This window comes from Janibacter anophelis NBRC 107843, from assembly GCF_001570945.1.
In the GTDB taxonomy this organism is placed as follows: domain Bacteria; phylum Actinomycetota; class Actinomycetes; order Actinomycetales; family Dermatophilaceae; genus Janibacter; species Janibacter anophelis.
In genome coordinates this window covers 25,038-49,149 of sequence record NZ_BCSQ01000012.1, presented here as the reverse complement: position 1 = coordinate 49,149, position 24,112 = coordinate 25,038, and the positions used below count along the sequence as shown (strand labels likewise).

Genomic DNA, 24,112 nt, shown 5'->3' with positions numbered 1-24,112 from the left:
CCAGTCAGCCCCGACGGCCGCGCCCGCCGAGGTGCCACGGCCGTCGCACCGGCGTGCCGGCCGCTCCGGGGGTGACCGGTCCCGCGACGCGCTCGGAGCCCTGCGGACCGGTGCGCCCGGGGGACTGCACCGGTGCGCCGAAGGGGGAGACGAGCCAGATTATCGACTCGCTGCGCCAGCGGTCGAGCAGGTCGCTCGGAGCGTTGAGCCGCTCGCCGAGCAGTGCCGCGGCCGCGGGCTCCCACCACGGGTTGCCCGGGTCGAGCGACTGCGCGCGGGCGCGCAGGGTGAGCAGCCGGCCGCCGTCACCCTTGCTGCGCAGCACGATCTCGAGCTGCTCCGGCAGCACGCCGAGATCGGCCTCGAGCCCTCCCGAGACGAGCAGGAAGTGGCCGTCGAGCTCGTCGCTGCCCGTGGCGAACCAGGTGAGGCGCTCGCCGTCCGGCAGCCGCAGCCAGAGCACGCCGGACTTCGACAGCGCCTCGCTCGTCAGTGCCGAGAGGTTGACCTCGCTCATGGCGTCACCCTAGGGCCGGCCCGGTCGGGGGTCCACGGAGCGCAGGTCGGGCAGCGACCGGGAGTCATGTGTGTGCGGTCATAACGGGAGGACCGGGCCGCTTGCTAGGTTTCGCGGGAACCCCCCTTCGCTCACCCTGAGAGGACTCGAGCCACACATGCGCAGTGCCAAGGACTTCTTCGCCCCCCTCGCCGTGGGTGCCCCCGCACCCGTCCGCGAGGTGCCGGCGCGGCCCAGCCGGATGATCCACTTCTTCGACCCGAGCAACGAAAAGATGGCGGCCAAGGTCCCGTCGATGGTCGGTGTCTCGGACGTGCTCCTGGGCAACCTCGAGGACGCCGTCGTCGCGGACAAGAAGGAGGCGGCCCGCGCGGGCCTGGTCAAGATCGCGCGTGAGGTCGACTTCGGCGAGCACACCCAGCTGTGGACGCGTGTCAACGCGCTCGACAGCCCGTGGGTCCTCGACGACCTGACCACCCTCGTCACCGAGGTCGGCGACAAGATCGACGTCGTCATGGTCCCCAAGGTGCAGGGCCCGGAGGACATCCACTACGTCGACCGGATCCTCGCGCAGCTCGAGGCGAAGGGGGGCGTCCAGCGCCCGATCATGGTCCACGCGATCCTCGAGACCGCCCGCGGTGTCGCCAACGTCGAGGCGATCGCCGGCGCCAGCCCGCGCATGCAGGGCATCTCGCTCGGCCCGGCCGACCTCGCGGCCGACCGCCGGATGAAGACCACCCGCGTCGGTGGCGGCCACCCCGGGTACCTCGTGCGCCAGGACCCGACGAAGGGGAATGAAGACGCAGCCGGCACTCCTGATTATTTCGGTGAGCGCACCGTCTTCCAGCAGGACCTGTGGCACTACACGATCTCGCGCATGGTCGACGCCTGCGCGATGCACGGGATCTTCCCGTTCTACGGGCCCTTCGGCGACATCAAGGACGTCGTGGCCTGCGAGGACCAGTTCCGCAATGCCTTCCTCCTCGGGTGCGTCGGCGCGTGGAGCCTGCACCCGGTGCAGATCGACATCGCCAAGAAGGTCTTCAGCCCCTCCGTCGAGGACGTCGCGCACGCCCGCCGCGTCAAGGAGGCCATGCCCGACGGTGCCGGTGCCGTGATGATCGACGGCAAGATGGAGGACGACGCCAGCTACAAGCAGTGCATGGTCATCCTCGAGCTCGCCGAGCGCCTGTCCGCCAACGACCCGGAGCTGGCCAAGCTCTACGCGGAGGCCTGAGCCATGACCGAGAGCACCTACACCCCCCGCCGCTCCGTCCTCTACATGCCCAGCTCCAATGCCCGCGCGCTGGACAAGGCCAAGACCCTGCCGGTTGACGCCCTCATCCTCGACCTCGAGGACGCGGTCGGTCCCGACGACAAGCCCGCTGCCCGCGAGGCCGCTTGTGCCGCAGTGCAGTCCGGTGAGTACGGCGACCGTGAGCTGACGATCCGCGTCAACGGCATCGGCACCCAGTGGCACGACGAGGACATCGCCGCCGCTTCGCAGGCCGGCCCGCACGGCATCGTCGTGCCCAAGGTCAACACCGCCGACGAGGTGCGCCAGCTCGTCGCGGCGATGGAGGCCGCCGGCGCGCCCGAGCACACGAAGCTCTGGGCGATGATCGAGACCCCCGCCGCGATCTTCAACATCCGCGAGATCGCCGGGGCGTCCGACCGGCTCGTCGCCTTCGTCATGGGCACCAACGACCTGGTCAAGGAGCTGCAGGCCGACCACGTGCCGGGGCGCGCCCCCCTTCTCACGTCGTTGTCGTGGGCGCTGCTCGCGGCGCGCGAGGCGGGCATCGCGGTCCTGGACGGCGTGTACAACGCGGTCAAGGACATCGAGGGCTTCACCGCCGAGTGCGAGCAGGGCCGTGACATGGGCTTCGACGGCAAGACCCTCATCCACCCCGGTCAGGTCGAGGTGTGCAACACGACCTTCGCCCCGAGCGAGGCGGCGGTCGAGGAGGCGAAGGGGATCCTGCAGGCCTGGGAGGACGGCGCCGGCACCGGCGTGGTCACCTTCAACGGGAAGATGATCGAGAACCTCCACGTCGACATCGCGCGGCGAGTTCTTTCGACGCACGAGGCGATCACGGCCCGCTCCTGACCCCCTTCGGCGTGGTTGTCCGGAAGAACTTCGGTCACCCGGGCAACCACGCCGCACCGTCGCGCGTCTGGTGGTGAAAGGGCGGGCTTCAGGGCGCTCGCCCCGAACCGGGCGGGCGTCAGGGAGCTCGCCCTCGGTAGGAGGGGACCGAAGATGAGCACCTATCCAGCACGTCATGCGCCGGCCGATGTGGCCGAATCGCCGCAACGGCGGCTCCTGGTCCGCGGTGGTCTCGCCGCGGCAGCAGCCACCGCCGCGGTGGGCACGGGAGCGATCGTCCCGGCCATGGCCGCGACCCACCCGACCGTCAGGCTCGGCAGCCGCGGCAGCGCGGTGGCCGAGCTGCAACGCAAGCTGAGCGGTGGCGGCTACCGCCCCGGCGCCGCCGACGGCATCTTCGGGTCACGCACCCGGGCCGCCGTCATCGACTGCCAGGGCGACCACCGGCTCGTCAAGGACGGCATCTGCGGCCCGAGGACGTGGGCCGTCGTCGACGACCTCGACTCCGGCGGCGGGGGCGGCGACGACCCCGAGGAGCCGTCCGAGCCGCCGACGGGCTCGACGCTCAAGCGGGGGGATCGCGGGTCCGCGGTCAAGGACCTGCAGATCCGGCTCCGCGCGCGCGGCTACTGGCACTCCGGCAGTGACGGGATCTACGGCCAGACGACCGAGCAGGCCGTCATGGCCGTGCAAAAGGTCTACGGCCTCACGCGCGACGGCGTCTGCGGACCGGCGACGATGTCGGTCGTCCGTCGGATGGGACGCAAGGTGCCGCGCAGCTCGAGCGGCACGGTCATCGAGATCGAACTGCGCCGGCAGATCATGATCTTCGTGGTCAACGGGCAGACGCAGTGGGTGTTCAACACGAGCACCGGCAAGGCCGGGTGGCGCACGCCTCCCGGGCGGTTCACGATCTTCCGCCAGATCGACGGGATGCGGTACGCACCGCTCGGCAAGCTGTGGCGACCGAAGTACTTCAACGGGGGCATCGCGCTGCACGGCTCCACGTCCATCCCCGGGTACCCCGCGTCGCACGGCTGCACGCGGCTGTCGAACTCGGCGATCAACTACATCTGGAGCGCGGGCCTGGCGCCGATCGGTCGCCGCGTCTGGGTGTACTGACGGGACTGCACGACACGGAGGCCGGGCCGACGAGAGGCCCGGCTTCCGGCGTTTCCGCAATCGTGACACCGCGGCGGCGGGGTTGCCCGTAAGATCCATGGCAAACCCCGGCAACCACGGAGCGTGCTGGTGCGTCTGGGGTGTCAAGCGCGGGCTGCAGGGGGCTCGCCACGGAGGAGAAATGAGAACCGCGATGAGCACGTACCACCCACGACACGCCACCCTCGACGTCGAGGACTCCCCGGAGCGCCGACTCCTCGTCCGCGGCTCGTTCGCGGCGGCAGCCGGTGCCGTCGTCGGGACCGGCCTGATCGTCCCCACCGCGGCGGAGGCGGCCACGACGCTCAAGCGCGGCAGCCGCGGCGCCGCGGTCAAGCAGCTCCAGCGGACGCTGGCGACCAAGGGCTACTGGCACTCGGGCAGCGACGGCATCTACGGACACACGACCGAGCAGGCCGTCATGGCCGTGCAGAAGGTCTACGGCATGAAGCGCGACGGCATCGCTGGTCCCGCGACGATCGACAAAATCAACCGGATGGGTCGCAAGTGGCCCAAGTCCACGAGCGGCACGCTCATCGAGATCGAGCTGCGCCGACAGATCATGATCTTCGTGGTCAACGGCCAGACCAAGTGGGTCTTCAACACCAGCACCGGTGACTCCAACCACCGCACGCCGCCCGGTCGGTTCACGATCTTCCGCCAGATCGACGGCATGCGCTACGCGCCGCTCGGCCAGCTGTGGCGACCGAAGTACTTCAACGGGGGCATCGCGCTGCACGGCTCGACGTCCATCCCCGGGTACCCCGCGTCGCACGGGTGCGCCCGTCTGTCCAATGACGCGATCAACTCCATCTGGCGCGCCAACCTCGCGCCGATCGGGACCAAGGTCTGGGTGTACTGAGCCGCACTGAGGCGTGAGGCCGTCCGCGGCCGAGCACTCGAAGGGGGGAGAGCTGCGGCTCTCCTCCCTTCGTCATGTGGTGGGAGCGCGGGTGGCGTGGCCGAGGACACCCTCGGACACCATGGCCCCGCCCGCGGGCCGCTGAGATACTGACCCGGATCCCCGCAACGACACAACGAAGGTGGGCGCATGTCCCGACTGCAGACGACCGACGGACTGACCGAGGAGCAGGTCGACCTGCTGGGCCTGGTCAAGGAGTTCGTCGACGAGCAGATCATCCCGGTCGCGCAGGAGCTCGAGCACGCCGACGAGTACCCGCAGAAGATCGTGGACCAGATGAAGGAGATGGGGATCTTCGGACTGATGATCCCCGAGGAGTTCGGCGGGCTCGGTGAGTCGCTGCTGACCTACGCGCTGTGCGTCGAGGAGATCGCCCGCGGCTGGATGCCGGTCTCCGGGATCATCAACACCCACTTCATCGTCGCGTACATGATCCTCAAGCACGGCACGGAGGAGCAGAAGCAGCACTACCTGCCGAAGATGGCCACCGGTGAGATCCGTGGCGCCTTCTCGATGAGCGAGCCGGGCCTCGGGTCCGACGTCGCGGGGATCAAGACCAAGGCCGTGCGCGACGGTGAGAGCGACGACTGGACGATCAACGGCCAGAAGATGTGGCTGACCAACGGCGCGTCGGCCAACCTCGTCGCGGTGCTCGTCAAGACCGACCTGGGTCACGACAGCCCGCACAAGAACATGACGACCTTCCTCGTCGACAAGACCGAGGGCTTCGGTGAGACCGCCCAGGGCGTCACCGTCCCGGGCAAGATCGAGAAGATGGGCTACAAGGGCGTCGACACGACCGAGCTCGTGCTCGACGGCCACAGGACGACGACCGCCAAGATCCTCGGCGGCGAGCCGGGCAAGGGCTTCTACCAGATGATGGACGGCGTCGAGGTCGGTCGCGTCAACGTCGCCGCCCGCGCCTGCGGCCTGGCGATGCGCGCCTTCGAGCTCGGTGTCGCGTACGCGCAGCAGCGGGAGACCTTCGGCAAGAAGATCGTCGACCACCAGGCGATCCTCTTCCGCATCGCCGACATGGCGAGCAAGGTCGAGGCCGCGCATCAGTTGATGGTCAAGGCCGCGCGCCTGAAGGACAAGGGCGAGCGCAATGACCTCGAGGCCGGTATCGCCAAGTACATGGCCGCCGAGTACTGCGCGGACGTGGTGAACCAGTCCTTCCGCATCCACGGCGGTTTCGGGTACTCCAAGGAGTACGAGATCGAGCGGATCTACCGCGAGGCCCCGATGCTGCTCATCGGTGAGGGCACCGCCGAGATCCAGAAGATGATCATCGGCAAGAGCATCCTCAAGGACTACCCGGTCAAGGGCTGAGTCCGCGCCCGACGAAGGGGGTTGGCCCGCACCTACGTGGTGGGCCAGCCCCCTTCGCCCATCCCACCGGGGATGACGTTCCCGGGTTCGTACGGGCGCCGGGTGAGGACGAAGGTGCCGATGTCGAGGTGGCGGGGGACCCCCTTCGGGTCCCGGTGCACCCGCAGCGTCTCGCCGCGGAAGTAGCGCTCCAGACCCACCCACGTGTCCTCGCCCGTCGGGCGGAATCGGCTGGGCGGCATCATCCCCGAGACCGTGTCGAGCCGCAGCCAGCCGTTCGGCAGGAGGTGGAGGACTCCTTCGGACGTACCCCAGAACCACGCCCCGGTCAGGTCGAGCAGGCCGCTCGGCACGGACTCCCGTGCGGCCCAGACCTCCGGCAGGCGCGGCTCGCAGTCGTCGAGGACGTCGAAGGGGTCCTCGACCCCGGGTGCGTCCGTGGCGGTCGTGGCGTTGAGGGTGAGCACGACGCCCGTCGACGTCGCCCGCTCCACCCGGACACCGGCCTGGAACCCGGGCATCGAGCCGCCGTGCCCGACGAGGACCCGACCGCGCTCGCGGACGACCTCGAAGCCCAGCCCACGACTGCGTGACCCGTCCCCGTCCATGACGGCGACCGGCTCGCACATCTCCTCGAGCGAGTCGGTCGAGAGGACGTCGCCGGTGTCGCCGGCGACGAAGGCGGCCCACCGCGCCAGGTCCGGGATCGTCGACCACAGCTGCCCGGCCGGCCCCATCGCGCCGGTGCCCTGCACCGCCTCGGGCAGGAGGACGTCGGCGTACGGGTGGACGGCGTAGCCCGTGGCGAAGGGGGCGACCGGCGCCGCGCTCGTCCGCGCCATCCCGAGCGGGGCGAGGACCTCGTCGGCGACGACCTCGTGCCACGCGCGGCCGGTGAGGCGCTCGACGAGCTCCCCGAGGACGGCGAAGCCGAGGTTGGAGTAGTGCACGTACCGCCCTTGGCGCTCCCGGACCGCGTCGGCCATCGCCGCACGCAGGCCCTCGCGGTCGGTGCCGGGAGAGCGCTCCCACCACGGTCCGGCGGGCTCGGCGGCGATGCCTGCGGTGTGCGTCAGCAGCTCGGCGATGGTCCGGTCGGCGAAGGGGGTCCCCGACACGTGGTCGCCGATCGGGTCCGTCAGGCGCAGGCGCCCCGCGTCGCGCAGGCGCACGACGGCCACGGCGACGAAGGTCTTGGTGATCGAGCCGATCCGGTACTGCTGCTGCAGCGGGTCGACACCCTGGGCGAAGGTGCCGCGCGCGCACGAGTGCACGAGCGCGCCATCGCGCACGACCCCGGTGACGAGGGACGGGATCCGACCGGTGGACTGCAGGGTCGCGGTGATCCGGTCGAGCCGTCGGACGGTCAGGGGGAGCAGCGCGGGAGCGGTCATGCTCGTCACCCTGCCAGATCCCCTTCGTCGTCGTCGTGGGCGTTTTCGGCCACCACGGGCCGGGGTGGGACAATGGCGGCATGAGCAGCCAGCCCCACATGACCGCGCCGATGCAGCACCACCTGCGGCTGGAGTACCCGATGTCGTTGGACACCTACGACACGTACGCCGAGGCGCAGCGGGCCGTCGACTTCCTCGCCGACAAGGACTTCCCGGTGCAGGACGTCATGATCGTCGGCACCGACCTCAAGCAGATCGAGCGGGTGCAGGGGCGTCTGACGAGCGGCAAGGTCGTCCTCGGCGGTCTGCTGTCGGGTGTCTGGATCGGTGTCTTCGTCGGGTTGGTCTTCGCGATGTTCGAAGGGGGAGAGGGCCTGGTCCCGCGGCTGCTCTCGACCGTGCTCATCGGTGCCGCCTTCGGTGCGGTGTGGGCGTGGCTCGGGTACCGCTCGACCGGCGGACAGCGTGACTTCACCTCGGTCAGCCAGGTCGTCGCCTCCCGCTACGAGGTGCTCACCGAGCACAAGCACGTGCACGCCGCCCGCGAGCTGCTCGCCGAGCTCGACCCGATGCGCGCCGCCCAGGAAAAGGTGCGCCGGGCCCAGGAGCAGGCCCGGGCCGACTACGAGCGGCGCGGTCCCACGGCGGGCTGAGACCCCCTTCGCCGCGTGGCGCTTGTCCGGCGAGTCCACCGGTCACTAGCGTCGTCACCATGAGCCCGCAGCCCGCCCTGGCCGCCCTCGACGAGACCACCTTCGACTCCGTGCTGTGCGTCGTCGCGCACCCCGACGACATCGAGTACGGCATCGCCGCAGCCGTGGCGAGGTGGACGACTGCCGGCAAGCGCGTGAGCTACTTCCTGCTCACGCGCGGTGAGGCCGGCGTAGACACGATGGACCCGGTCGACGCCGCCCCCGCCCGCGCCGACGAGGAGCGTGCGAGCGCGTCGGTCGTCGGCGTCGACACCGTCGAGTTCGGCGACCACTCCGACGGGGTCGTCGAGTACGGCGTGGCGCTGCGCCGCGACATCGCCGCCGCGATCCGCCGGCACCAGCCCGACCTCGTCGTGACGCTGACGCACGCCGAGACCTTCAGCGCCGGCAACCTCAACCAGGCCGACCACCGGGCCGTCGGCCTGGCGACGCTCGACGCGACGGCCGACGCCGGCAACCGGTGGATCTTCCCCGAGCTCGTCGCCGACGGGTTGGAGCCGTGGAAGGTGCAGGCCGTCGCGGTCGCCGCCGGTCCGAACCCGACGCACTTCGTCGACGTCACCGGCCACCTCGACGACGCCGTCGAGTCGCTCGAGGAGCACCGGCTGTACAACGATGCGCTGCCCGACGACTTCCCGAAGCCCGCTGAGCTGCTCGGCACCATCCTCGGTGGCAGTGCCCAAGCCGTGGGGGACCCCGCGGTCGAGCACGCGCTGCTCCTCGAGGTCTTCCAGCGATAGGGGAACCGATGTTCCCCTTCGCTGCGTCCGACCTCCATGACGCAGCGAGCAGCAGTACGCGCAGTCGCCCTGGTCATGTCGGCGCTGGTCCTCGGCAGGTGCGGCGACGGGGTGTCGGAGGATGTCTTCGACCAGCCCGCCACCTCGACGACACCTGATGCCCCGTCGACCTCCGGAGCCTCACCGGGCCGGCTCGGGCTGGGCGCGCGGTGCCCGGCGACCCTCCCGCAGAGCGGTCTGCCGGGGTCCGGGTCGGGCACGGGAGCCGACTCCCACCTCGTGGGGGCGACGCCACCCGGTCAGGTGGTGCTGTGCCGGTACGAGCAGCAGGGCACCGGATTCCGCTGGGGCTCCGAGCAGGAGCTGCCGTCCGCCGACCGCGACGCGATCGTCGACGACCTGCGGTCCATCCCGGCCAGCGGCGACGTCATGGGGTGCGCCATCGCGCCGGACCCCACTCCCTTCGTCCTCGTCATGGCGATGCCCAACGACGCCGTGCAGGTCGTGCGCGCCGACGCGGACCCGACGTGCGCGTATGCCACGGCGCTGACGACCAATGGCGCTGGTGACTTCGCGCCGATCGGCAATGACCTGCTCGAGACGTGGGAGTCCGGGCGCTGGGAGGGTGTGAGCGGCTGAGCCACTCGTCGGGGGATCAGCGGCGCGGCATGAGGACCGTGTAGTCGAGGTCGAGCACGACCTCGGGCAGGTACGTGCCGTCCTCGCCCTTGTACGGGAAGTCCGCGCACGGGGTGTCCTTGGTCGCCACGGTGCGCAGGCGCAGGGCGCCGACGTCGGTGCGGCCGGGCAGCTCGATCCGCTCGAGCACCTCGGACCAGGCATAGATCGTGTCGCCGGCGAAGGTCGGGTTGGCGTGCGCCCCGGCGTTGATCGCGGCGATCACCTGCCCGTTGGCCAGGCCGTTGAAGGACAATCCCCGCGCGAGGCTGATGATGTGGCCGCCGTAGATGAGCCGGCGGCCGATCTTGGCCTGGCCCTGCGCGTGCTGGTTGAAGTGGACCTTCGCGGTGTTCTGGTACAGCCGCGTGGCGAGCATGTGGTCCGACTCCTCGATGGTCATGCCGTCGATGTGGTCGATCCGCTCACCGACCTCGTAGTCGTCCCAGACGAAGGGAGAGCCCGCCAGCTCGAGGTCGTAGTCGCGCCCGGTGAGGTCGAAGGGGACGAGCAGGTCGTCGGCGGCGACGGCGCCCGGCAGGTCGGGGATGACCGTCTCGGGCGCGGGGGAAGCCGGGTCCTTCTTGTGCACCATGACCCAGCGGACGTAGTCGACGACCATCTCGCCGCGCTGGTTGACCCCCACGGAGTTGACGTAGACGACGCCCGTCTTCCCGTTGGAGTTCTCCTTGAGCCCGATGATGGTCGAGGTCGTCGTCACGGTGTCACCGACGTGCAGCGGCGCCCCGAATCGCCCACCCGCGTACCCGAGGTTGGCCACCGCGTTGAGCGAGATGTCCGGGACGGACTTGCCGAAGACGAGGTGGAAGGCGAGCAGGCTGTCGACCGGCATCCGCTCGAAGCCCATCGACTCGGCGAAGGTCGACGCGCTCGTCGCCGCGAACCGCGAGCCGTACAGGCCGGTGTAGAGCGCGATGTCGCCGTCGGTCACCGTGCGCGGCGTCGCGTGCCGGATCTCCTGGCCGATCGAGAAGTCCTCGAAGTAGTTGCCGGGGACGGTCTTGGTGGACATGCGCGAGACCTTTCGGTGGGGCGAAGGGGGCAGACTCCCGCCATCTTCCCCCTTCGCCTGCAGCGCGGGAGGCCGGTCCGGCTGTTGACCCGGCCACACCGGTTGGACCGGGATCCCTCGGCAGGGCCGGGATCTCCTGGCGTGGCCGGGAAGCGCAGAGTTGGCCGGCTCGTGAGCCGGCCGGGTCGAGGTTTCCCGGCCCATCCGGGAGATCCCGGCCCGACCGGTGCCCGGCGCGGTGGGGGCCTGTGGATGACGCCGGACCCTTCGAGGGCCGAACGGCCAGACTGCGGTGATGGACTCGCGACTGCATGCGGTGCTGACCGCCCACGACCACGTCTGCACGACGAGGCAGTTGTGCGCGGCGGACGTCGACGAGGTCGAGGTGGCCAGGCTCGTGCGGGCGGGTGAGCTGGTGCGCCTCCGGCGCGGTCTGTACGTGGGCGGGGTGCAGTGGCACGGTGCGACTCCAGAGACGCAGGCCGTCCTTCGGGCTCGGGCGATGCTCCTCGACCGTCCCGGCGCCGCGGCCTCGCATGCCAGCGCGGCGGCACTGCACGGCCTGCCGTTGTATGGGACCGACACCCTCGTCGACCTCGTGGCCGACACCCCGCGACTGCGGACCCGTGGTGGTGTGCGCCTGCACCCGTGGCCCGAGGGCGTCGAGTCCGCGCCCGTGGGTGGCCAGCCGGCTGTGCCTGTCGCCGTCGCCATCGCCCAGATGTCGCTGGGGTCGTCGATCCCGGCCCTGGTCTGCCTCGACCGGGCCCTGCACGAGCAGGCCGTGACGAAGGACTCGGTCCTCACCGCCGGTGAGGCGCTCGGCCTGGTGCCCCGAGCGCGAGCTCGGCTGAATCGACTGCTCGACCTCGCGGACCCCGTGTGCGAGTCGGTGGGGGAGACACGTACCCGGGTGATGCTCGTCGACCTGGGCCTGCACGTGCGCAGTCAGGTCGACATCCACGACGCGCAGGGATTCGTTGGGCGGGTCGACTTCCTCGTGGGAGAGCGCGTGGTCGTCGAGTTCGACGGGATGGTCAAGTACGGCGGGGCGGACGGTCGGCGGGCGCTCCAGGCGGAAAAAGCGCGTGAGGACCGACTGCGCGCCGCCGGGTACGTCGTCGTGCGGCTCGTCTGGAGCGACCTGGACGACGCCGAGCGGGTCCACGCCATCATCCAGCGGGCACTGCGTCAGGCCGCGTGACCGGGAAACCCTGGTCGGGCCGGGTTGGCCATGCTGGGCCGGGTTGTGAGCCGGTCCGCAATGGATGTCCCGGCCCGGCCCAGGGTTCCCGGCCCGCGATGGAGGTGCCGGCCCGGTTCCCGGCCCGTGTATGGACGAAGGGGGCGCCCCCCTTCGCCTGAGCCTCAGCGGGCCTGGACGTCCGCGATCCAGGCCTCGATCTCGTCGGCGGAGTGCGGCCAGTCGCCCGAGAGGTTGCGGCAGCCGTCCTCGGTGACGACGACGTCGTCCTCGAGGCGCACACCGATGCCGCGGAAGCGCTCGGGGACCTTGAGGTCGTCGGCCTTGAAGTACAGGCCCGGCTCGACGGTCAGGACCATGCCCGGCTGCAGCTCGGCGTCCATGTACTCCTCGCGGGTGGCCAGGGCGCAGTCGTGGACGTCGAGACCGAGGTGGTGGCTGGTGCCGTGGACCATCCAGCGACGGTGGTACTGCCCGTGCTCGGTGTCGAGGGTGTCCTCGACCGAGACGCCCTCGGGCAGCAGGCCCCACGCGTGCAGGTGCTCGGCGATGACCCGGATCGAGGCGGCGTGGATGTCGGAGAACTTCGCGCCCGGCTTCACCGCGGCGATGCCCGCGGCCTGCGCGGCGACGACGGCCTCGTGGATCTCGCGCTGGGTGTCGGTGAAGGTGCCACTCACCGGCAGCGTGCGGGTGATGTCGGCGGTGAAGAGCGAGTCCAGCTCGACGCCGGCGTCGAGGAGGATGAGGTCACCCTCGTGGACGTCGCCGGTGTTCTTGATCCAGTGCAACGTGTTGGCGTGGTCGCCGGCGGCGCAGATCGAGTCGTAGCCGACGCCGTTGCCCTCGTGCCGCGCGACGAGACCGAAGGTGCCCTCGACCCAGCGCTCGCCGCGCCCGCGCTCCGGCAGGGTCGGCAGCTCGCGGATGACGGCCTCGAACCCGGTGCGGGTCGCGTCGACCGCGGCCTGCATCTGCTCGATCTCCCACTCGTCCTTGACCATCCGCAGGTGCGACAGGTCGTGGACCAGCTCGGCGTCGGCCTCGGCGAGCGACTCCTGGTCGGCGCCGCCCTGGGTGCGCACGGTGTCCAGCTGGGCCGTCAGCTCCCGGTCGGCGTCGCGGACCAGACGCACGGTGACCTGCCCGGCGTCCTTGCCCACCGCGTCCTCGAGCTGGTCGACGTGCCGGCCGGTCAGGCCCAGCTCCGACTCGACGTCCTCGATCGACGGGCGCGCACCGACCCAGAACTCCCCGTAGCGGGTGTCGCCGAAGAACTCCTCGGAGTCGCGCGGAGCGAGCGGGCGGAAGTAGAGGACCGCCTCGTGGCCGGCGTGGTCGTCGGGCCCGCCGAGGGGCTCCATGACGAGGACCGCGTCGGGCTCTCGGTCGGCGCCCAGGCCGGTGAGATGGACGAAGGCGGAGTGCGGCCGGAAGACGTAGTCGGTGTCGTTGCTGCGCACCTTGAGACCACCCGCGGGGATGACGAGGCGCTCGCCCCGGTGGGTGGCCGAGACGGCCTCACGACGGGCGGCCGCGCGTCGCGCGGCCTCGGTGAGCGCCGGCCGCTCGTCGCTGCGCGGCGCCCAGTCCTGCGCCACGAAGGCCCGGAACTCGTCCGTCGTCGGCCGCTTGCGGTTCTCTGCCTGCTGCTGCTCCTCGCTCATCGGGCCATCGTCTCACCTCGTGGATGACGATCCACGGATGGTTGTGGGACGGGGCATAGGCTGACTGCGTGATCGACCTGCACACCCACAGCACCCGCAGCGACGGGACCGACGCGCCGGCCGACCTGCTCGCCCAGGCGGCGCAGGCGGGCCTGACGACGCTGGCGATCACCGACCACGACACCACCGCGGGCTGGGACGAGGCCGCCGAGGCCGCGCAGCGCCACGGGGTCGCCCTCGTGCGCGGGGCCGAGCTGTCGACCCGGCACCGGGGGCGCTCGGTCCACCTGCTCGCCTACCTCTTCGACCCGGCCGACACGCCGCTGGCCGAGGAGATGCGGCGGATGCGTGAGGACCGGGTGCCGCGCCTGCAGCGGATCGTCGAGCACATGCAGGACGACGGCTTCGCCGTGACGTGGGAGGGCGTGCTGGCGCAGGTGCAGGAGGGGGCAGCCCTCGGGCGTCCGCACCTGGCCGACGCCCTCGTCGCCGCGGGCATCGCCACCGACCGCAACGAGGTCTTCAACCGGTGGCTGCACAACGGCTCCGCTTACTACGAGCCGCACTACGCGGTCGACACCGCCGAGGCGGTCGCGCTCGTGCGCGCTGCCGGGGGTGTGCCGGTCGTGGCGCACCCCTTCGCCACCAAGCGCCAGCGCGCGCTGGGGGCCGACGACGTCGCCGCGCTCGTCGAGGCCGGCCTGGTCGGCATCGAGGCCGAGCACCGCGACCACGACGACGACGGGCGCGCCTTCGCCCGGCAGCTCGCCGCCCGCCACGACCTCGTCGTCACGGGCAGCAGCGACTTCCACGGCGACGGCAAGGACAACCGCCTGGGGGAGAACACGACGACGCCCGAGTCGCTCGAGCGCATCGTGGCCGCCGCCTCGGGCGTCACGCCGGTGCTGGGCTGAGCGCGGGTCAGTCGACGTACAGGTGGCGAGCCTAGGGTGCGCAGATGAGTGACGACCGGCGCCAGCAGTACGTCATCGACACCCTCGAGTCCGCCTTCGCCGACCTGATGGCGGCCGACCCGGTCGCCTTCCGGGTGAAGTTCCGCAAGATGGCCGGCAACCCCTTCGCCTTCTTCCGGGGGACGGCGTGCCTCTTCCACCGTGACCTCGCCGCGGCGGAGCGGCCGTGGGCCGACGAGCGCACGGGCCGGGTGTGGATCCACGGCGACCTCCACCCGGAGAACTTCGGGACCTACGTCAACTCGCACGGTGAGCTGGTCTTCGACGTCAACGACTTCGACGAGGCCTACGTCGGGCCGTTCGCCTGGGACCTGCGCCGCTTCGTGGCCGGCTTCGCTGTCCTGGCGTGGCAGAAGGCACTGCCCGAGCAGACCGTCCGCGACCTGGCGGCCGTGTACCTGGACGAGTACATCGAGCGCGTCCACCGTTTCGTCGAGGGGACCGGCGACGCCGACTTCGCCCTGCGGCTGGGCAACACGTCCGGAGCGCTGCACGCGACCCTGCAGCGGGCCCGCAGCAGCAGCCGGGCGGCGATGCTCGACTCGATGACGACCACTGGCCGGGACGGACGTCGGTTCATGGAGGGGAAGGGGGTGCGTCGCCTCGACGAGGCGGAGCGCGAGGTGGTGCTCGCGGCCTTCCGCGACTACCTGGAGACCATCCCACCTGCCAAGCGGGTGGACCGGGAGACCTTCTACGCGGTCAAGGACGTCGTCGGGCGCAGCGGCTTCGGGATCGGCAGTGCCGGGTTCCCTGCCTACAGCATCCTCATCGAGGGCTTCAACGAGGCGCACGAGAACGACATCGTGCTGTCGATGAAGCAGGCCACTCGGCCGGCTCTCGCGAATGTCGTCGAGGCGCCCCGGATCGAGCAGGCCTTCCGTCACGAGGGCGAGCGCACCGTCGTCAGCCAGCGCGCCCTGCAGGTCCACGCCGACCCCTTGCTCGGGTTCACGACCATCGACGACGTCGGTTTCGTCGTCGATGAGGTCTCGCCCTACGAGGTCGACCTGTCCTGGGGCGACCTGCACGAGCCAGCCGAGATCGAGGAGGTCGTGGCCGCCCTCGGGCAGGCGACGGCGAAGATCCACTGCGTCTCCGACGCCGACAGCGACCACACGATCGTCGACTTCCAGACGGAGGAGGCGATCGCGCAGGTGCTGCGCGACCGGCAGGAGGAGTTCGTCCAGGAGATCGTGGACTTCGGCATCGACTACGCGCAGCGGGTGCGCGCGGACCACGCCCTCTTCGTCGACGCCTTCCGCGAGGGGCGGATCGGCAGCGTGCGCTCGGTCTGAGCCGGCATCCGCCCCGGGCACCAGACCCGGCCGTCCGCGACACGGGCGGTGCACCCCCTTCGCGCCGGGGAGGGTGAGAGGATGTGCCCGGCATCGACTCCGACCGAAAGGCGTCACACGTGGCACGGGCGAAGAGGGCAGCCATCATCGCTGTCGCCAACCAGAAGGGCGGCGTCGCCAAGACGACGTCGGTCGCATCCATCGGTGCCGCGATGGCCGAGCTCGGGCGGCGGGTCCTGCTCGTCGACCTCGACCCGCAGGCGAGCCTGACCTTCAGCCTCGGCATCGACCCCGACGCCGTCGAGCTGTCGGTCAACGAGGTCGTCCTCGGGCAGGCCGAGATCGCCGACGCGATCCTCGACGCCGGTGACGGCGTGCACCTGCTGCCCTCGACGATCGAGCTCGCGGGCTCCGAGGCCCAGCTGCTGACGCGACCGGGGCGCGAGTTCGTCCTCCAGTCGGTGCTCGAGGAGGTCCGCGAGGACTACGACGTCATCCTCCTCGACTGCAGCCCGAGCCTGGGGGTGCTCACCCTCTCGGCCCTGACCGCCGCAACCGGCCTGATCATCCCGATGCAGGCCGAGATGCTCAGCCACCGCGGTGTCGGACAGCTGCTCGACACGGTCAAGGACGTCAAGAAGCTGCTCAACAAGAAGCTCAAGACCATCGGCATCCTCCCGACGATGTACGACGGCCGGTCCAACCACGCCCGCGAGGTCCTCGACGACCTCGGCACCCGCTACAAGCTGCCCGTCCTCTCGCCCCCGATCCCGCGCACGGTGCGCTTCGCCGAGGCGCCCGCGGCCGGTCGCTCCATCCTCGACACCGCCCGCTCGAGCAAGGGCGCGGCCGCCTACCGCGAGGTCACCGAAGCGATCCTCGCCGCGATCTGAGCCGCCCGTGCCCACACTGCAACGCGCCCGCAGTCTCGCCGCCGGCGGGATCCGCGCCGTCCTCACCGGTGACCCCGCCGCCCGCCGACGGGTGGTCGACCCCCTTCGCGCCCGGCTGCGGCCCACCCCGCTCGCCGGCCTCGACCCGCTGCTGGCCGGCTACGCCCGCGGTGCCGAGCAGGTCGGCGTCGACGACGTCGTCGCCACCGCGCTGCGCACCCGCTCGCCCCTGCTGCGCGAGGCCGTCCGTGCGCTCGCCGAGCGCACCGGCGCCGTCAGCTGGCGCGCCGGGTACGCCGAGCTGCTCCTCACCAGCGGTGACGACGACCTGATCCGCCAGGGCTCGGCGATCATGCGCGAGCTCGTCGAAGGGGGCGACGGAGCCACCATCACCACCCGCCAGGCGCTGCTGCACGCCCACACCCTGCTCCTGCGTCAGGCCGCCCACGGCGAGGGCGCCGACGTGCTGCGCAGGCACCTGCCGCGGCTCACCCAGCTCTCGCCCGACGAGCGCGCCGACCTCGAGACCGACCTCGCCCACCCGAGCCTCACCGGCGACGAAGCCACCTGGTGGCGCCAGCTCACCCGGCGCTGGCGAGAGGCCGGTGTCCTCGTCCCGCGGCTGCTCACCCAGGCCGAGCTCGCGCAGGTCATCGGCGAGGAGACGGCCGCGGCCTTCCCCGGCGGCGCGCCCGCGTACGACCGGGTCGGCCCCGACCCGGCCGAGCTCGCCGAGCGCAGGGCCGGTGTGGCGCAACGGGTCTCGGCCGCGATCGGGCGCGAGGTCACCGAGGCCGACCTGCCGACGATCAGCGTCGTCGTCACCGCCTACCGCCCCGGACCGTGGCTCGCCACCGCCATCCGCGCGCTGCTCGACCAGACCTGGCCGCACCTCGACGTCGTCGTCGTCGACGACGCCTCCGGCCCCGAGCACACCGACGAGATCGCCCGCATCGCCGGCCTGCACCCGCAGGCGCGCGTCATCACGCGCGAGCGCAACGGCGGCGCCTATCGTGCGCGCAACCTCGGCATCCGGGAGGCGAAGGGGGAGTACCTCGCCTTCCTCGACGCCGACGACTGGTCGCACCCCGAGCGTCTCGAGCGGCAGGTCACCGCGCTGCTCGCCGACCCCGACCTCCCCGCGACGCACGGCCTGACGATCCGCCCCGACGACGACCTGCGCCTGGTCTGGCTCGGCTATCCGTCGGTGCGGCTCAACGCCTCCGGCCTGGTCATGCCGCGCTCGACGATCGAGCGGGTCGGCACCTTCGACGACGTGCGCAAGAGCGCCGACACCGAGTACGACTCCCGCATCCCGGCCGTGACCGGGCGCGCGGTCGCGCTCGTCGAGCCCCCGCTGCAGCTGACCCGCCTGCGCTCGGGGTCGTTGTCCCGCAGCGACTTCGGCGTCGGGTGGGGCATCGGGCCGCGCTTGGCCTACCGCTCCGCGTACAAGGCGTGGCACCGCCACCTCGACGACGTGCGGGCGAAGGGAGGACTCCCGGGCCAGCCCGGCGCCGAGTTCCCCGACGGGCCCCCGCCCGACCTCGTGCTCGACTGGGCCACGCGCGACGGTGAGTCCGACCCGGACCGCGATCGTGCGGAGGGCCGACCCTTCGCCGCGCCGCACGTGTGGGTCTCGACGCGGCCGCACGCCCCCTTCGACGTGCTCGTCGTCGACGACGCCGCCGACACGATGGTCGACCCCACGCAGCTCTACGGCGAGCTGGAGGACCTGCTCGACCTCGACGTGCGCATCGCCCTGCTCCACCGCGAAAATCCGGCGCGCCTGCGCCTCTACCGCAAGCCGCTGCTGCCGGCAGTGCGGCACCTGCTCGACCGGGCCGACGACGTCGTGCAGGTCCACCCTGAGGAGCGGGTCGAGGCGGCACTGACGTGGATCCGCCGGCCCGAGTCGCTGTCGGTCGGACGCCCCGCGCCCGACCTGTCGCCCGGCCACGTCGTCGTCACCGAGCCGACGACGAGCACGACGCACCGGGTCGACCCGGCGTGGACCCGCGCGGCCGTCGAGGCCGAGCTGGCCACGTGGGGCGTGCCCGAGGGCTCGGCCCTGTGGCTGCCCGAGGACGAGGCCCGCCGGCACGTGCACCTGGCCGCGGAGGGGCTGCGATGAGCGGGCTGCGCGGCCCGGCCAAGGCGCTGCGGGGTGCGGTCAAGGACGCGACCGCCGGCCCGCGGGCCCGGCTCGAGGCGAGCCGGCGGCGGGAGCGGACGATGGCTCCGGTGGCGGAGGCGACGCCGCGGCCCGCGGGCGCGGACCGGTTGCGCGCGCAGGTGCTCGCCTCCGAGCGGGTGCGCTCCGGGCTGTCCCACCAGTGGCAGCTGACCGACGCGGCGCCCGACGTCGTGCTCGTCGAGGTCGACGCGCGTTCCAGCGTGAGCATCGAGGCGCCCTTCGCCGAGCAGCGGGCGGCAGTGCTCGCCGCCACCGCCCCCGTCATCGTGTGGATCACCGGCAGCCGCCGGGTCGCAGGTGACGCGGTCGCGCGCCTCGTCGACGGCGCCACCGCGCCCGTGCACGTCCTCGTCGACGACGAAGGGAGCATCCCCGAGTGGGCGATCGCGCTCGGTCGCGAGGTCAGCCTGCTCGAGCCCGCCGCCGACCACCTCGTCCACTCGCCGGTCGTCGTCGGCGCCACACCGCGGCGCGAGCAGGTGCTCGCCCTCGTCGGTGACGGCGGCTTCGACCGGGCGCGGCTGGACCCCGTGCAGCCCGAGCGGCTCGACGTCCTGGGTGGCGACGACGCCGCCTCCGAGATCCCCGGCGACCGGCCCGTGCTCGGCCGATACCGCGCGGTGGCGCACGTCGCCGACCGCCCGGTCACGCCGTGGCTGGCGCTGGAGTCGGCAGCCGCCGGCAGCGCCCTGCTCGGCACCCCCGACGTCATCGAGCGGCTGCCCGGATCCCTTGCGGCGCAGATCTGCCGGGTCGAGGACGACACCCAGCTGCGCCAGCAGGCGATCGCCCACCTGTGGCAGGACGAGCTCGTCGAGCGCGCCGGCCTGCGCTCCACGCGGGCGGTGCGCGACGGGCACACCTTCGCCCACCGCGCCGCGGCCCTCGAGGCGCTCGTGGGGCGACCCCGGCCGCTGCGGGAGGTGGGCGGTGCCCCCTTCGACCGGAGCGTCAGCGCGGTGATCTCGACCAACCGGGCCCACGAGCTCGACACCGTCGCCGACAACATGGCGCGGCAGTCGCTGCTCGCGAGCGGTGAGCTGCAGGTCGTCCTCGTGCTCCACGGGCTCGACGTCGACGTCGCCGAGGTGACGGCGCGCTTCCGCGACCGGGGGATCGAGCGGCTCGAGGTCATCGCCGCCGACGCCTCGCTCACCCTGGGCGCCTGCCTCAACCTCGGCATCGACGCCAGCGACGGCGCGCACGTGGCCAAGATCGACGACGACAACTTCTACGGGCGCGAGTACCTGCGCGACCTCGTCGACGCGGTCGACGTCTCGGGCGCGGGCATCGTCGGCAAGTGGGCGCACTACACCTGGCTGCGCAGCACCGGGGCGGTGATCCTGCGGTTCCCCAAGAGCGAGCACCGCTTCGAGCGGCTCGTGCAGGGCGGCTCGATCCTCATGCGGGGCGAGGTGGCGCGCGGGCTGCGCTTCTCCGACCTGCCGCGCGCGGTCGACACCGACCTGCTCAACCGGGCCAAGGCCGAGGGCGTGCGCACGTACTCGTCGGACCGCTTCAACTACGTGAGCATCCGCGGCACCGACCGGCACGCGCACACGTGGACCCTCGAGGACGCGTCGTTCATGAACAAGTCGAGCCGGGTCGTCTTCTACGGCGACCCGCGCGAGCACGTCGACGTCTGAGCGTCAGGGCTGCTCGCCGAGCACCCAGCACCTCGCCATGCCCCCGCCCCCGCCATACCCCCGCCACGAACTGTGGCTGGCCACACTTCGGATGGTCAGCCACACGACGTGCTGTGGCCGACCCTCGTAGATGTGGCCAGCCACAGTTCGTGGTCAGGGGGGGGCGTCAGGGCTGCTCGCCGAGCACCTGCTCGTAGATGTCGCGGTAGCGCTGCCCGTTGGCCTCCCAGGAGCGCTCGGTCTCGACCCAGGCGCGGCCGGCGGCGGCCAGCTGCGCGCGCCGGTCGGGGTCACCGGCGAGCGCCTCGAGGGCGTCGGTGAGCGCACCGGCGTCACCCGCGGTGAAGGACTCGCCCCTCGCGCCGTCACCGGTGATCTCGGTCAGCGCCGGCAGGTCCGAGACGAGCACCGGCAGACCGGCGGCCATCGCCTCGAAGGGCTTGAGCGGCGTGACCAGCCGCGCGGCGCGCTCGTCGACGCGCGGCACGACGAAGACGTCGACGAGCGCGTAGTGGTCGAGGACCTCGTCGTGGGGGACCCGCCCGGTGAAGACGACCGCGTCACCGGCGCCGACCTCCTCGGCGTGCGCCTCGATCTCCGCGCGGCGGCCACCGTCGCCGACGATGAGCGCGACGGCATCGACGCCGCGCTCGCGCAGCGCGACGGCGGCGTCGACGAGCAGCTCCTGCCCCTCGCGGTAGTGGTCGAGGTTGGACACGTAGCCGAAGACGAACCTGCCGGCCAGGCCGTACTGCTCGATCAGGTCCTCGCGACGCGGCCGCGGGGCGAAGGCGGTGGAGTCGACGCCGTTGGGCACGACGTGGACCCGCTCGGCCGGGACGCCGCGACCGACGATGTCGGCGCGCATCGACTCGCTGAGGGTGACGACGGCGTCGGCGGCCAGCATGCAGCGCGTGTCGGTGTCACGGCGGCGGTGGTAGGTCTCGGCGGCCTCGGCCCGGTCGAGGTCCTTGCTCCAGATCGCCTCGAAGAACCCACGCACCTCGTACACCCACGGGATGTCGAGGGCGTCGGCGACGGCGCGCCCGACGAGCGCGGACTCGTAGCCGCGCGCGCCGGAGTGCACGTGCAGCAGGTCGGGAGCCTCCTGCGCGAGGACCGGCAGCAGGGCGCGGGCATAGGCGTCGAGGTGGGCGTCGACGGTCTCGTCGCCGGGGATGCGCTCGCGCAGCAGCCGCCGGTGGCGGATGCCGTGCACTTCGACCTCCTCGGCGACGTCGTCGCCACCGGGGAAGTCGAGCGCCGTGATGGCGACCGGCTCGATGCCGGCCTCGACCTGGCCGGCGAGGTTGTAGCGGGTGCGCACGGAGTAGCCGGACTGCCGCTCCGGCAGCGCCACCTTGAGCAGGTGGGCGACGCGCAGGCGGGAGTGACCCCCTTCGCGCTCCTGGACGGTGCGGGCGGCGCTCACCGCGTCCGGGTCGAGCGTCGGTGACCACTGCGGGTCGGTCTCGCGCAGCCGCCCCTCGACCTGGGTGAGGGCCGCGGCCAGTCGCGTGCGGGCGGGCCCGGCGAAGCGCGGCGTCACCGCCAGCTCCGCCCGGGTCAGCTCCGCCTGGAGCGAGGGCTCGCCGGCCTGGGAGGCGCTGCGGCGGGCCTGGTCGAGCCACCCCGAGTCACCACCGAGCGCGTCGAGCTCGGCGCGGATGAGCGCGACGGCGCCCTCGTGGTCGCGGGTGTGGGTCAGCGCGGCGAGACGCGAGGTCGCGTCCGCCGCGCTGGAGCCGTCGGACGCCGTGGGGCGGGGCCGCACCTGCTGCATCGTCGACCAGGCACGGCGGGCCGCGCCACGGGCGATGCGGCGGGCGATGGGCTTGGGGTCACGCACCCGGGCAGCCTAGTTCGCCCGGACGAAGGGAGCAGCCCCCACGCTTACGCGTCGGAGCCGGCGCCTTGGCCGCCGCGGGTGCGGCGGCGGTTGCGGCGACGGCGCGGACGGTCCTGACCGTCCCCCTTCGCCTCACCGGACTGGGCCCGGCCACCGTCACGGTCGCCGCCGCGGCCACCACGACCGCCGGAGCCACCCCGGCTGCCGGAGCCGCCACGACCACCGGAGCCACCGGGGCGACGGCCGCCGGACTTGCCGGTCTCGCCGAGGTCCTCGATCTCCTCCGCGTCCAAGCCCTCACGGGTGCGCTGGGCGCGGGGGAGGCGGCCCTTGGTGCCCTCGGGGATGTCGAGGTCGGTGAAGAGGTGCGGGCTCGAGGAGTAGGTCTCCACGGCCTCGGGGATGCCGAGGTCGAGCTGGCGGTTGATGACCGCCCACTTGGTCTCGTCGTCCCAGTCGACGAAGGTGATCGCGACACCGGTGTTGCCCGCGCGGCCGGTGCGGCCGATGCGGTGGACATAGGTCTTCTCGTCGTCGGGGCACTGGTAGTTGACGACGTGGGTGACATTGGTGACGTCGATGCCGCGGGCCGCGACGTCGGTCGCGACGAGCACGTCGACCTTGCCGTTGCGGAAGGCGCGCAGCGCCTGCTCGCGCGCCCCTTGGCCGAGGTCGCCGTGGATCGAGGCGGCCGCGAAGCCGCGGTCGACGAGCTCGTCGGCGACCTTGGCCGCGGTGCGCTTGGTGCGGGAGAAGATGATCGTCAGGCCGCGGTCCTTGGCCTGCAGGATGCGGGCGAGCATCTCGACCTTGTCCATCGCGTGCGCGCGGTAGACGAACTGCTCGATCGCCTTGACCGTGTGGCTGTCGCCCTCGCCGTCCTCGCTCATCGCGCGGATGTGCGTCGGCTGCGTCATGTAGCGACGGGCCAGGGCGACGATCGCGCCGGGCATCGTCGCGGAGAAGAGCATCGTGTGCCGCGCCGGCGAGGTCATCGCCATGATCTTCTCGACGTCGGGCAGGAAGCCCAGGTCGAGCATCTCGTCGGCCTCGTCGAGGACGACGGTGCGGGTCGCGGACAGGTCAAGGTGCTTCTGCTGGGCCAGGTCGATGAGGCGGCCCGGGGTGCCGACGACGACGTGGACGCCCTTCTTCAGCGCCTCGATCTGCGGCTCGTACGCGCGACCGCCGTAGACGGTGAGCACCTTGATGCCCAGGCGCTTGCCGGCGCGCTCGAGGTCGGCCGCGACCTGGCTGGCGAGCTCACGGGTCGGGGCGACGGCCAGGGCCTGCGGGCGCGGGTCGTCGGACTCGAGGTCGATCCGGTTGAGCATCGGGATGCCGAAGCCGAGCGTCTTGCCGGTACCGGTCTTGGCCTGGCCGATGATGTCGTGGCCCCCCAGGGCGACCGGCAGCGTCATCGCCTGGATGGGGAAGGGGTGGACGATCCCGGCGTCGGCCAGCGCGGCGACGATCTGCGGGTTGACGTCGAAGTCGGCGAAGGTCTGCTCCGCGGCCTCCGGGGCGGTGCCCTCGATGTCGGGCGTCGCCTGGACGTCCTCGGGCGTGGTGATGTCGGTCATCTGGCTCTCGATCAGCGTGTGACGGCGCGCTGCGCCGTGGATGGCACGGGCCGATCGGAGGTCTTCGAGTGCGCTCCGCACGAAGGGGGCGGACGCGCCGGACGTCTCGTCCGGTCAAGGAGTGGATGCCGACCGGGCACCGCTGGTCCCCTGCATGCTACCCGTCACCCCGTCGAGGGGCCGAAACGTGGCCCGCCGCCC

The 24,112-nt window shown here is 72.0% G+C and carries 20 protein-coding genes; 14 read left to right on the top strand and 6 right to left on the bottom strand.

All coding sequences use genetic code 11. The features are described 5' to 3' along the window. Positions 1 to 4: 4 nt before the first annotated feature. Positions 5 to 517: a hypothetical protein gene (locus JAN01S_RS04800; protein ID WP_068314476.1), complete on the bottom strand. Its 513-nt coding sequence runs from the start codon at positions 515 to 517 to the stop codon at positions 5 to 7. A gap of 157 nt (positions 518 to 674) precedes the next feature. Here JAN01S_RS04800 and JAN01S_RS04795 point away from each other — a divergent pair, with 157 nt between their 5' ends. The 5 genes from JAN01S_RS04795 (at position 675) to JAN01S_RS04775 (ending at position 6,042) form a co-directional block, all read left to right on the top strand. Beyond that, positions 675 to 1,754 (top strand): HpcH/HpaI aldolase/citrate lyase family protein, encoded by a 1,080-nt coding sequence (locus JAN01S_RS04795; RefSeq protein ID WP_068314473.1) that lies wholly within the window; start codon positions 675 to 677, stop codon positions 1,752 to 1,754. 3 nt (positions 1,755 to 1,757) lie between these two features. Next, positions 1,758 to 2,627, top strand: coding sequence for an HpcH/HpaI aldolase/citrate lyase family protein (locus JAN01S_RS04790; protein ID WP_068314467.1), 870 nt, complete (start codon positions 1,758 to 1,760; stop codon positions 2,625 to 2,627). 153 nt (positions 2,628 to 2,780) lie between these two features. After that, positions 2,781 to 3,749: a L,D-transpeptidase family protein gene (locus tag JAN01S_RS04785; protein WP_169797165.1), complete on the top strand. Its 969-nt coding sequence runs from the start codon at positions 2,781 to 2,783 to the stop codon at positions 3,747 to 3,749. A gap of 193 nt (positions 3,750 to 3,942) precedes the next feature. Next, positions 3,943 to 4,650: a L,D-transpeptidase family protein gene (locus JAN01S_RS04780; RefSeq protein ID WP_068314464.1), complete on the top strand. Its 708-nt coding sequence runs from the start codon at positions 3,943 to 3,945 to the stop codon at positions 4,648 to 4,650. A gap of 189 nt (positions 4,651 to 4,839) precedes the next feature. Then, the gene (locus JAN01S_RS04775; protein WP_068314461.1) at positions 4,840 to 6,042 is read left to right on the top strand and encodes an acyl-CoA dehydrogenase family protein; all 1,203 of its coding nucleotides are present in this window, start codon (positions 4,840 to 4,842) and stop codon (positions 6,040 to 6,042) included. Positions 6,043 to 6,074: 32 nt separating this feature from the next. On the opposite strand, the gene JAN01S_RS04770 is transcribed toward JAN01S_RS04775, so the two are convergent. After that, positions 6,075 to 7,436 (bottom strand): serine hydrolase domain-containing protein, encoded by a 1,362-nt coding sequence (locus tag JAN01S_RS04770; RefSeq protein WP_068314533.1) that lies wholly within the window; start codon positions 7,434 to 7,436, stop codon positions 6,075 to 6,077. 80 nt (positions 7,437 to 7,516) lie between these two features. On the opposite strand from JAN01S_RS04770, the gene JAN01S_RS04765 reads away from it, so the two are divergent. The 3 genes from JAN01S_RS04765 to JAN01S_RS04755 are packed head-to-tail and all read left to right on the top strand — an operon-like array spanning position 7,517 to position 9,528. Next, a complete protein-coding gene (locus JAN01S_RS04765; protein ID WP_068314453.1) occupies positions 7,517 to 8,089 on the top strand; it encodes a YflT domain-containing protein in 573 nt (190 codons plus the stop codon). Positions 8,090 to 8,148: 59 nt separating this feature from the next. After that, entirely contained in the window at positions 8,149 to 8,889 is a 741-nt protein-coding gene (locus tag JAN01S_RS04760) for a PIG-L deacetylase family protein (RefSeq protein WP_068314450.1), read from the top strand. Between the two features lie 36 nt (positions 8,890 to 8,925). Further along, positions 8,926 to 9,528, top strand: coding sequence for a hypothetical protein (locus tag JAN01S_RS04755; RefSeq protein ID WP_157075604.1), 603 nt, complete (start codon positions 8,926 to 8,928; stop codon positions 9,526 to 9,528). A gap of 16 nt (positions 9,529 to 9,544) precedes the next feature. On the opposite strand, the gene JAN01S_RS04750 is transcribed toward JAN01S_RS04755, so the two are convergent. Continuing rightward, positions 9,545 to 10,600, bottom strand: a complete 1,056-nt coding sequence (locus tag JAN01S_RS04750; protein WP_068314444.1) for a MaoC family dehydratase — start codon at positions 10,598 to 10,600, stop codon at positions 9,545 to 9,547. 295 nt (positions 10,601 to 10,895) lie between these two features. On the opposite strand from JAN01S_RS04750, the gene JAN01S_RS04745 reads away from it, so the two are divergent. After that, a complete protein-coding gene (locus JAN01S_RS04745) occupies positions 10,896 to 11,804 on the top strand; it encodes a type IV toxin-antitoxin system AbiEi family antitoxin domain-containing protein (RefSeq protein WP_068314440.1) in 909 nt (302 codons plus the stop codon). A gap of 164 nt (positions 11,805 to 11,968) precedes the next feature. Here the strand turns inward: JAN01S_RS04745 and JAN01S_RS04740 are convergent, their stop codons facing one another. Beyond that, positions 11,969 to 13,471: an aminopeptidase P family protein gene (locus tag JAN01S_RS04740; RefSeq protein ID WP_068314435.1), complete on the bottom strand. Its 1,503-nt coding sequence runs from the start codon at positions 13,469 to 13,471 to the stop codon at positions 11,969 to 11,971. 68 nt (positions 13,472 to 13,539) lie between these two features. Between JAN01S_RS04740 and JAN01S_RS04735 the strand changes: the two genes are divergently transcribed. The 5 genes from JAN01S_RS04735 (at position 13,540) to JAN01S_RS04715 (ending at position 20,479) form a co-directional block, all read left to right on the top strand. Next, complete coding sequence (locus tag JAN01S_RS04735; RefSeq protein ID WP_068314431.1) at positions 13,540 to 14,385, top strand: PHP domain-containing protein; 846 nt, start codon at positions 13,540 to 13,542, stop codon at positions 14,383 to 14,385. A 44-nt stretch (positions 14,386 to 14,429) separates the two neighbouring features. Next, positions 14,430 to 15,743, top strand: coding sequence for a DUF2252 domain-containing protein (locus tag JAN01S_RS04730; protein WP_068314429.1), 1,314 nt, complete (start codon positions 14,430 to 14,432; stop codon positions 15,741 to 15,743). 119 nt (positions 15,744 to 15,862) lie between these two features. Continuing rightward, positions 15,863 to 16,636: a ParA family protein gene (locus tag JAN01S_RS04725; protein ID WP_068314527.1), complete on the top strand. Its 774-nt coding sequence runs from the start codon at positions 15,863 to 15,865 to the stop codon at positions 16,634 to 16,636. Between the two features lie 7 nt (positions 16,637 to 16,643). Then, positions 16,644 to 18,770 (top strand): glycosyltransferase family A protein, encoded by a 2,127-nt coding sequence (locus JAN01S_RS04720; protein WP_068314426.1) that lies wholly within the window; start codon positions 16,644 to 16,646, stop codon positions 18,768 to 18,770. Continuing rightward, positions 18,767 to 20,479, top strand: coding sequence for a glycosyltransferase (locus tag JAN01S_RS04715; protein ID WP_068314423.1), 1,713 nt, complete (start codon positions 18,767 to 18,769; stop codon positions 20,477 to 20,479). Before JAN01S_RS04720 ends, JAN01S_RS04715 begins: the two co-directional genes overlap by 4 nt. A 166-nt stretch (positions 20,480 to 20,645) precedes the next feature. Here JAN01S_RS04715 and JAN01S_RS04710 read toward each other — a convergent pair whose 3' ends face one another. Then, a complete protein-coding gene (locus JAN01S_RS04710; protein ID WP_068314420.1) occupies positions 20,646 to 22,328 on the bottom strand; it encodes a glycosyltransferase family 4 protein in 1,683 nt (560 codons plus the stop codon). Between the two features lie 44 nt (positions 22,329 to 22,372). Further along, positions 22,373 to 23,911 (bottom strand): DEAD/DEAH box helicase, encoded by a 1,539-nt coding sequence (locus tag JAN01S_RS04705; protein ID WP_068314524.1) that lies wholly within the window; start codon positions 23,909 to 23,911, stop codon positions 22,373 to 22,375. Between the last annotated feature and the right edge of the window lie 201 nt (positions 23,912 to 24,112).

Bases quoted from the DNA above. Each gene is read 5' to 3' on its own strand.
- JAN01S_RS04780 (WP_068314464.1), top strand. From the start codon at position 3,943: ATGAGCACGTACCACCCACGACACGCCACCCTCGACGTCGAGGACTCC.
- JAN01S_RS04760 (WP_068314450.1), top strand. From the start codon at position 8,149: ATGAGCCCGCAGCCCGCCCTGGCCGCCCTCGACGAGACCACCTTCGAC.
- JAN01S_RS04770 (WP_068314533.1), bottom strand. From the start codon at position 7,436: ATGACCGCTCCCGCGCTGCTCCCCCTGACCGTCCGACGGCTCGACCGG.
- JAN01S_RS04750 (WP_068314444.1), bottom strand. From the start codon at position 10,600: ATGTCCACCAAGACCGTCCCCGGCAACTACTTCGAGGACTTCTCGATC.
- JAN01S_RS04715 (WP_068314423.1), top strand. From the start codon at position 18,767: ATGAGCGGGCTGCGCGGCCCGGCCAAGGCGCTGCGGGGTGCGGTCAAG.
- JAN01S_RS04755 (WP_157075604.1), top strand. From the start codon at position 8,926: ATGACGCAGCGAGCAGCAGTACGCGCAGTCGCCCTGGTCATGTCGGCG.
- JAN01S_RS04775 (WP_068314461.1), top strand. From the start codon at position 4,840: ATGTCCCGACTGCAGACGACCGACGGACTGACCGAGGAGCAGGTCGAC.
- JAN01S_RS04745 (WP_068314440.1), top strand. From the start codon at position 10,896: ATGGACTCGCGACTGCATGCGGTGCTGACCGCCCACGACCACGTCTGC.
- JAN01S_RS04730 (WP_068314429.1), top strand. From the start codon at position 14,430: ATGAGTGACGACCGGCGCCAGCAGTACGTCATCGACACCCTCGAGTCC.
- JAN01S_RS04705 (WP_068314524.1), bottom strand. From the start codon at position 23,911: ATGACCGACATCACCACGCCCGAGGACGTCCAGGCGACGCCCGACATC.
- JAN01S_RS04790 (WP_068314467.1), top strand. From the start codon at position 1,758: ATGACCGAGAGCACCTACACCCCCCGCCGCTCCGTCCTCTACATGCCC.
- JAN01S_RS04765 (WP_068314453.1), top strand. From the start codon at position 7,517: ATGAGCAGCCAGCCCCACATGACCGCGCCGATGCAGCACCACCTGCGG.
- JAN01S_RS04785 (WP_169797165.1), top strand. From the start codon at position 2,781: ATGAGCACCTATCCAGCACGTCATGCGCCGGCCGATGTGGCCGAATCG.
- JAN01S_RS04795 (WP_068314473.1), top strand. From the start codon at position 675: ATGCGCAGTGCCAAGGACTTCTTCGCCCCCCTCGCCGTGGGTGCCCCC.
- JAN01S_RS04800 (WP_068314476.1), bottom strand. From the start codon at position 517: ATGAGCGAGGTCAACCTCTCGGCACTGACGAGCGAGGCGCTGTCGAAG.
- JAN01S_RS04740 (WP_068314435.1), bottom strand. From the start codon at position 13,471: ATGAGCGAGGAGCAGCAGCAGGCAGAGAACCGCAAGCGGCCGACGACG.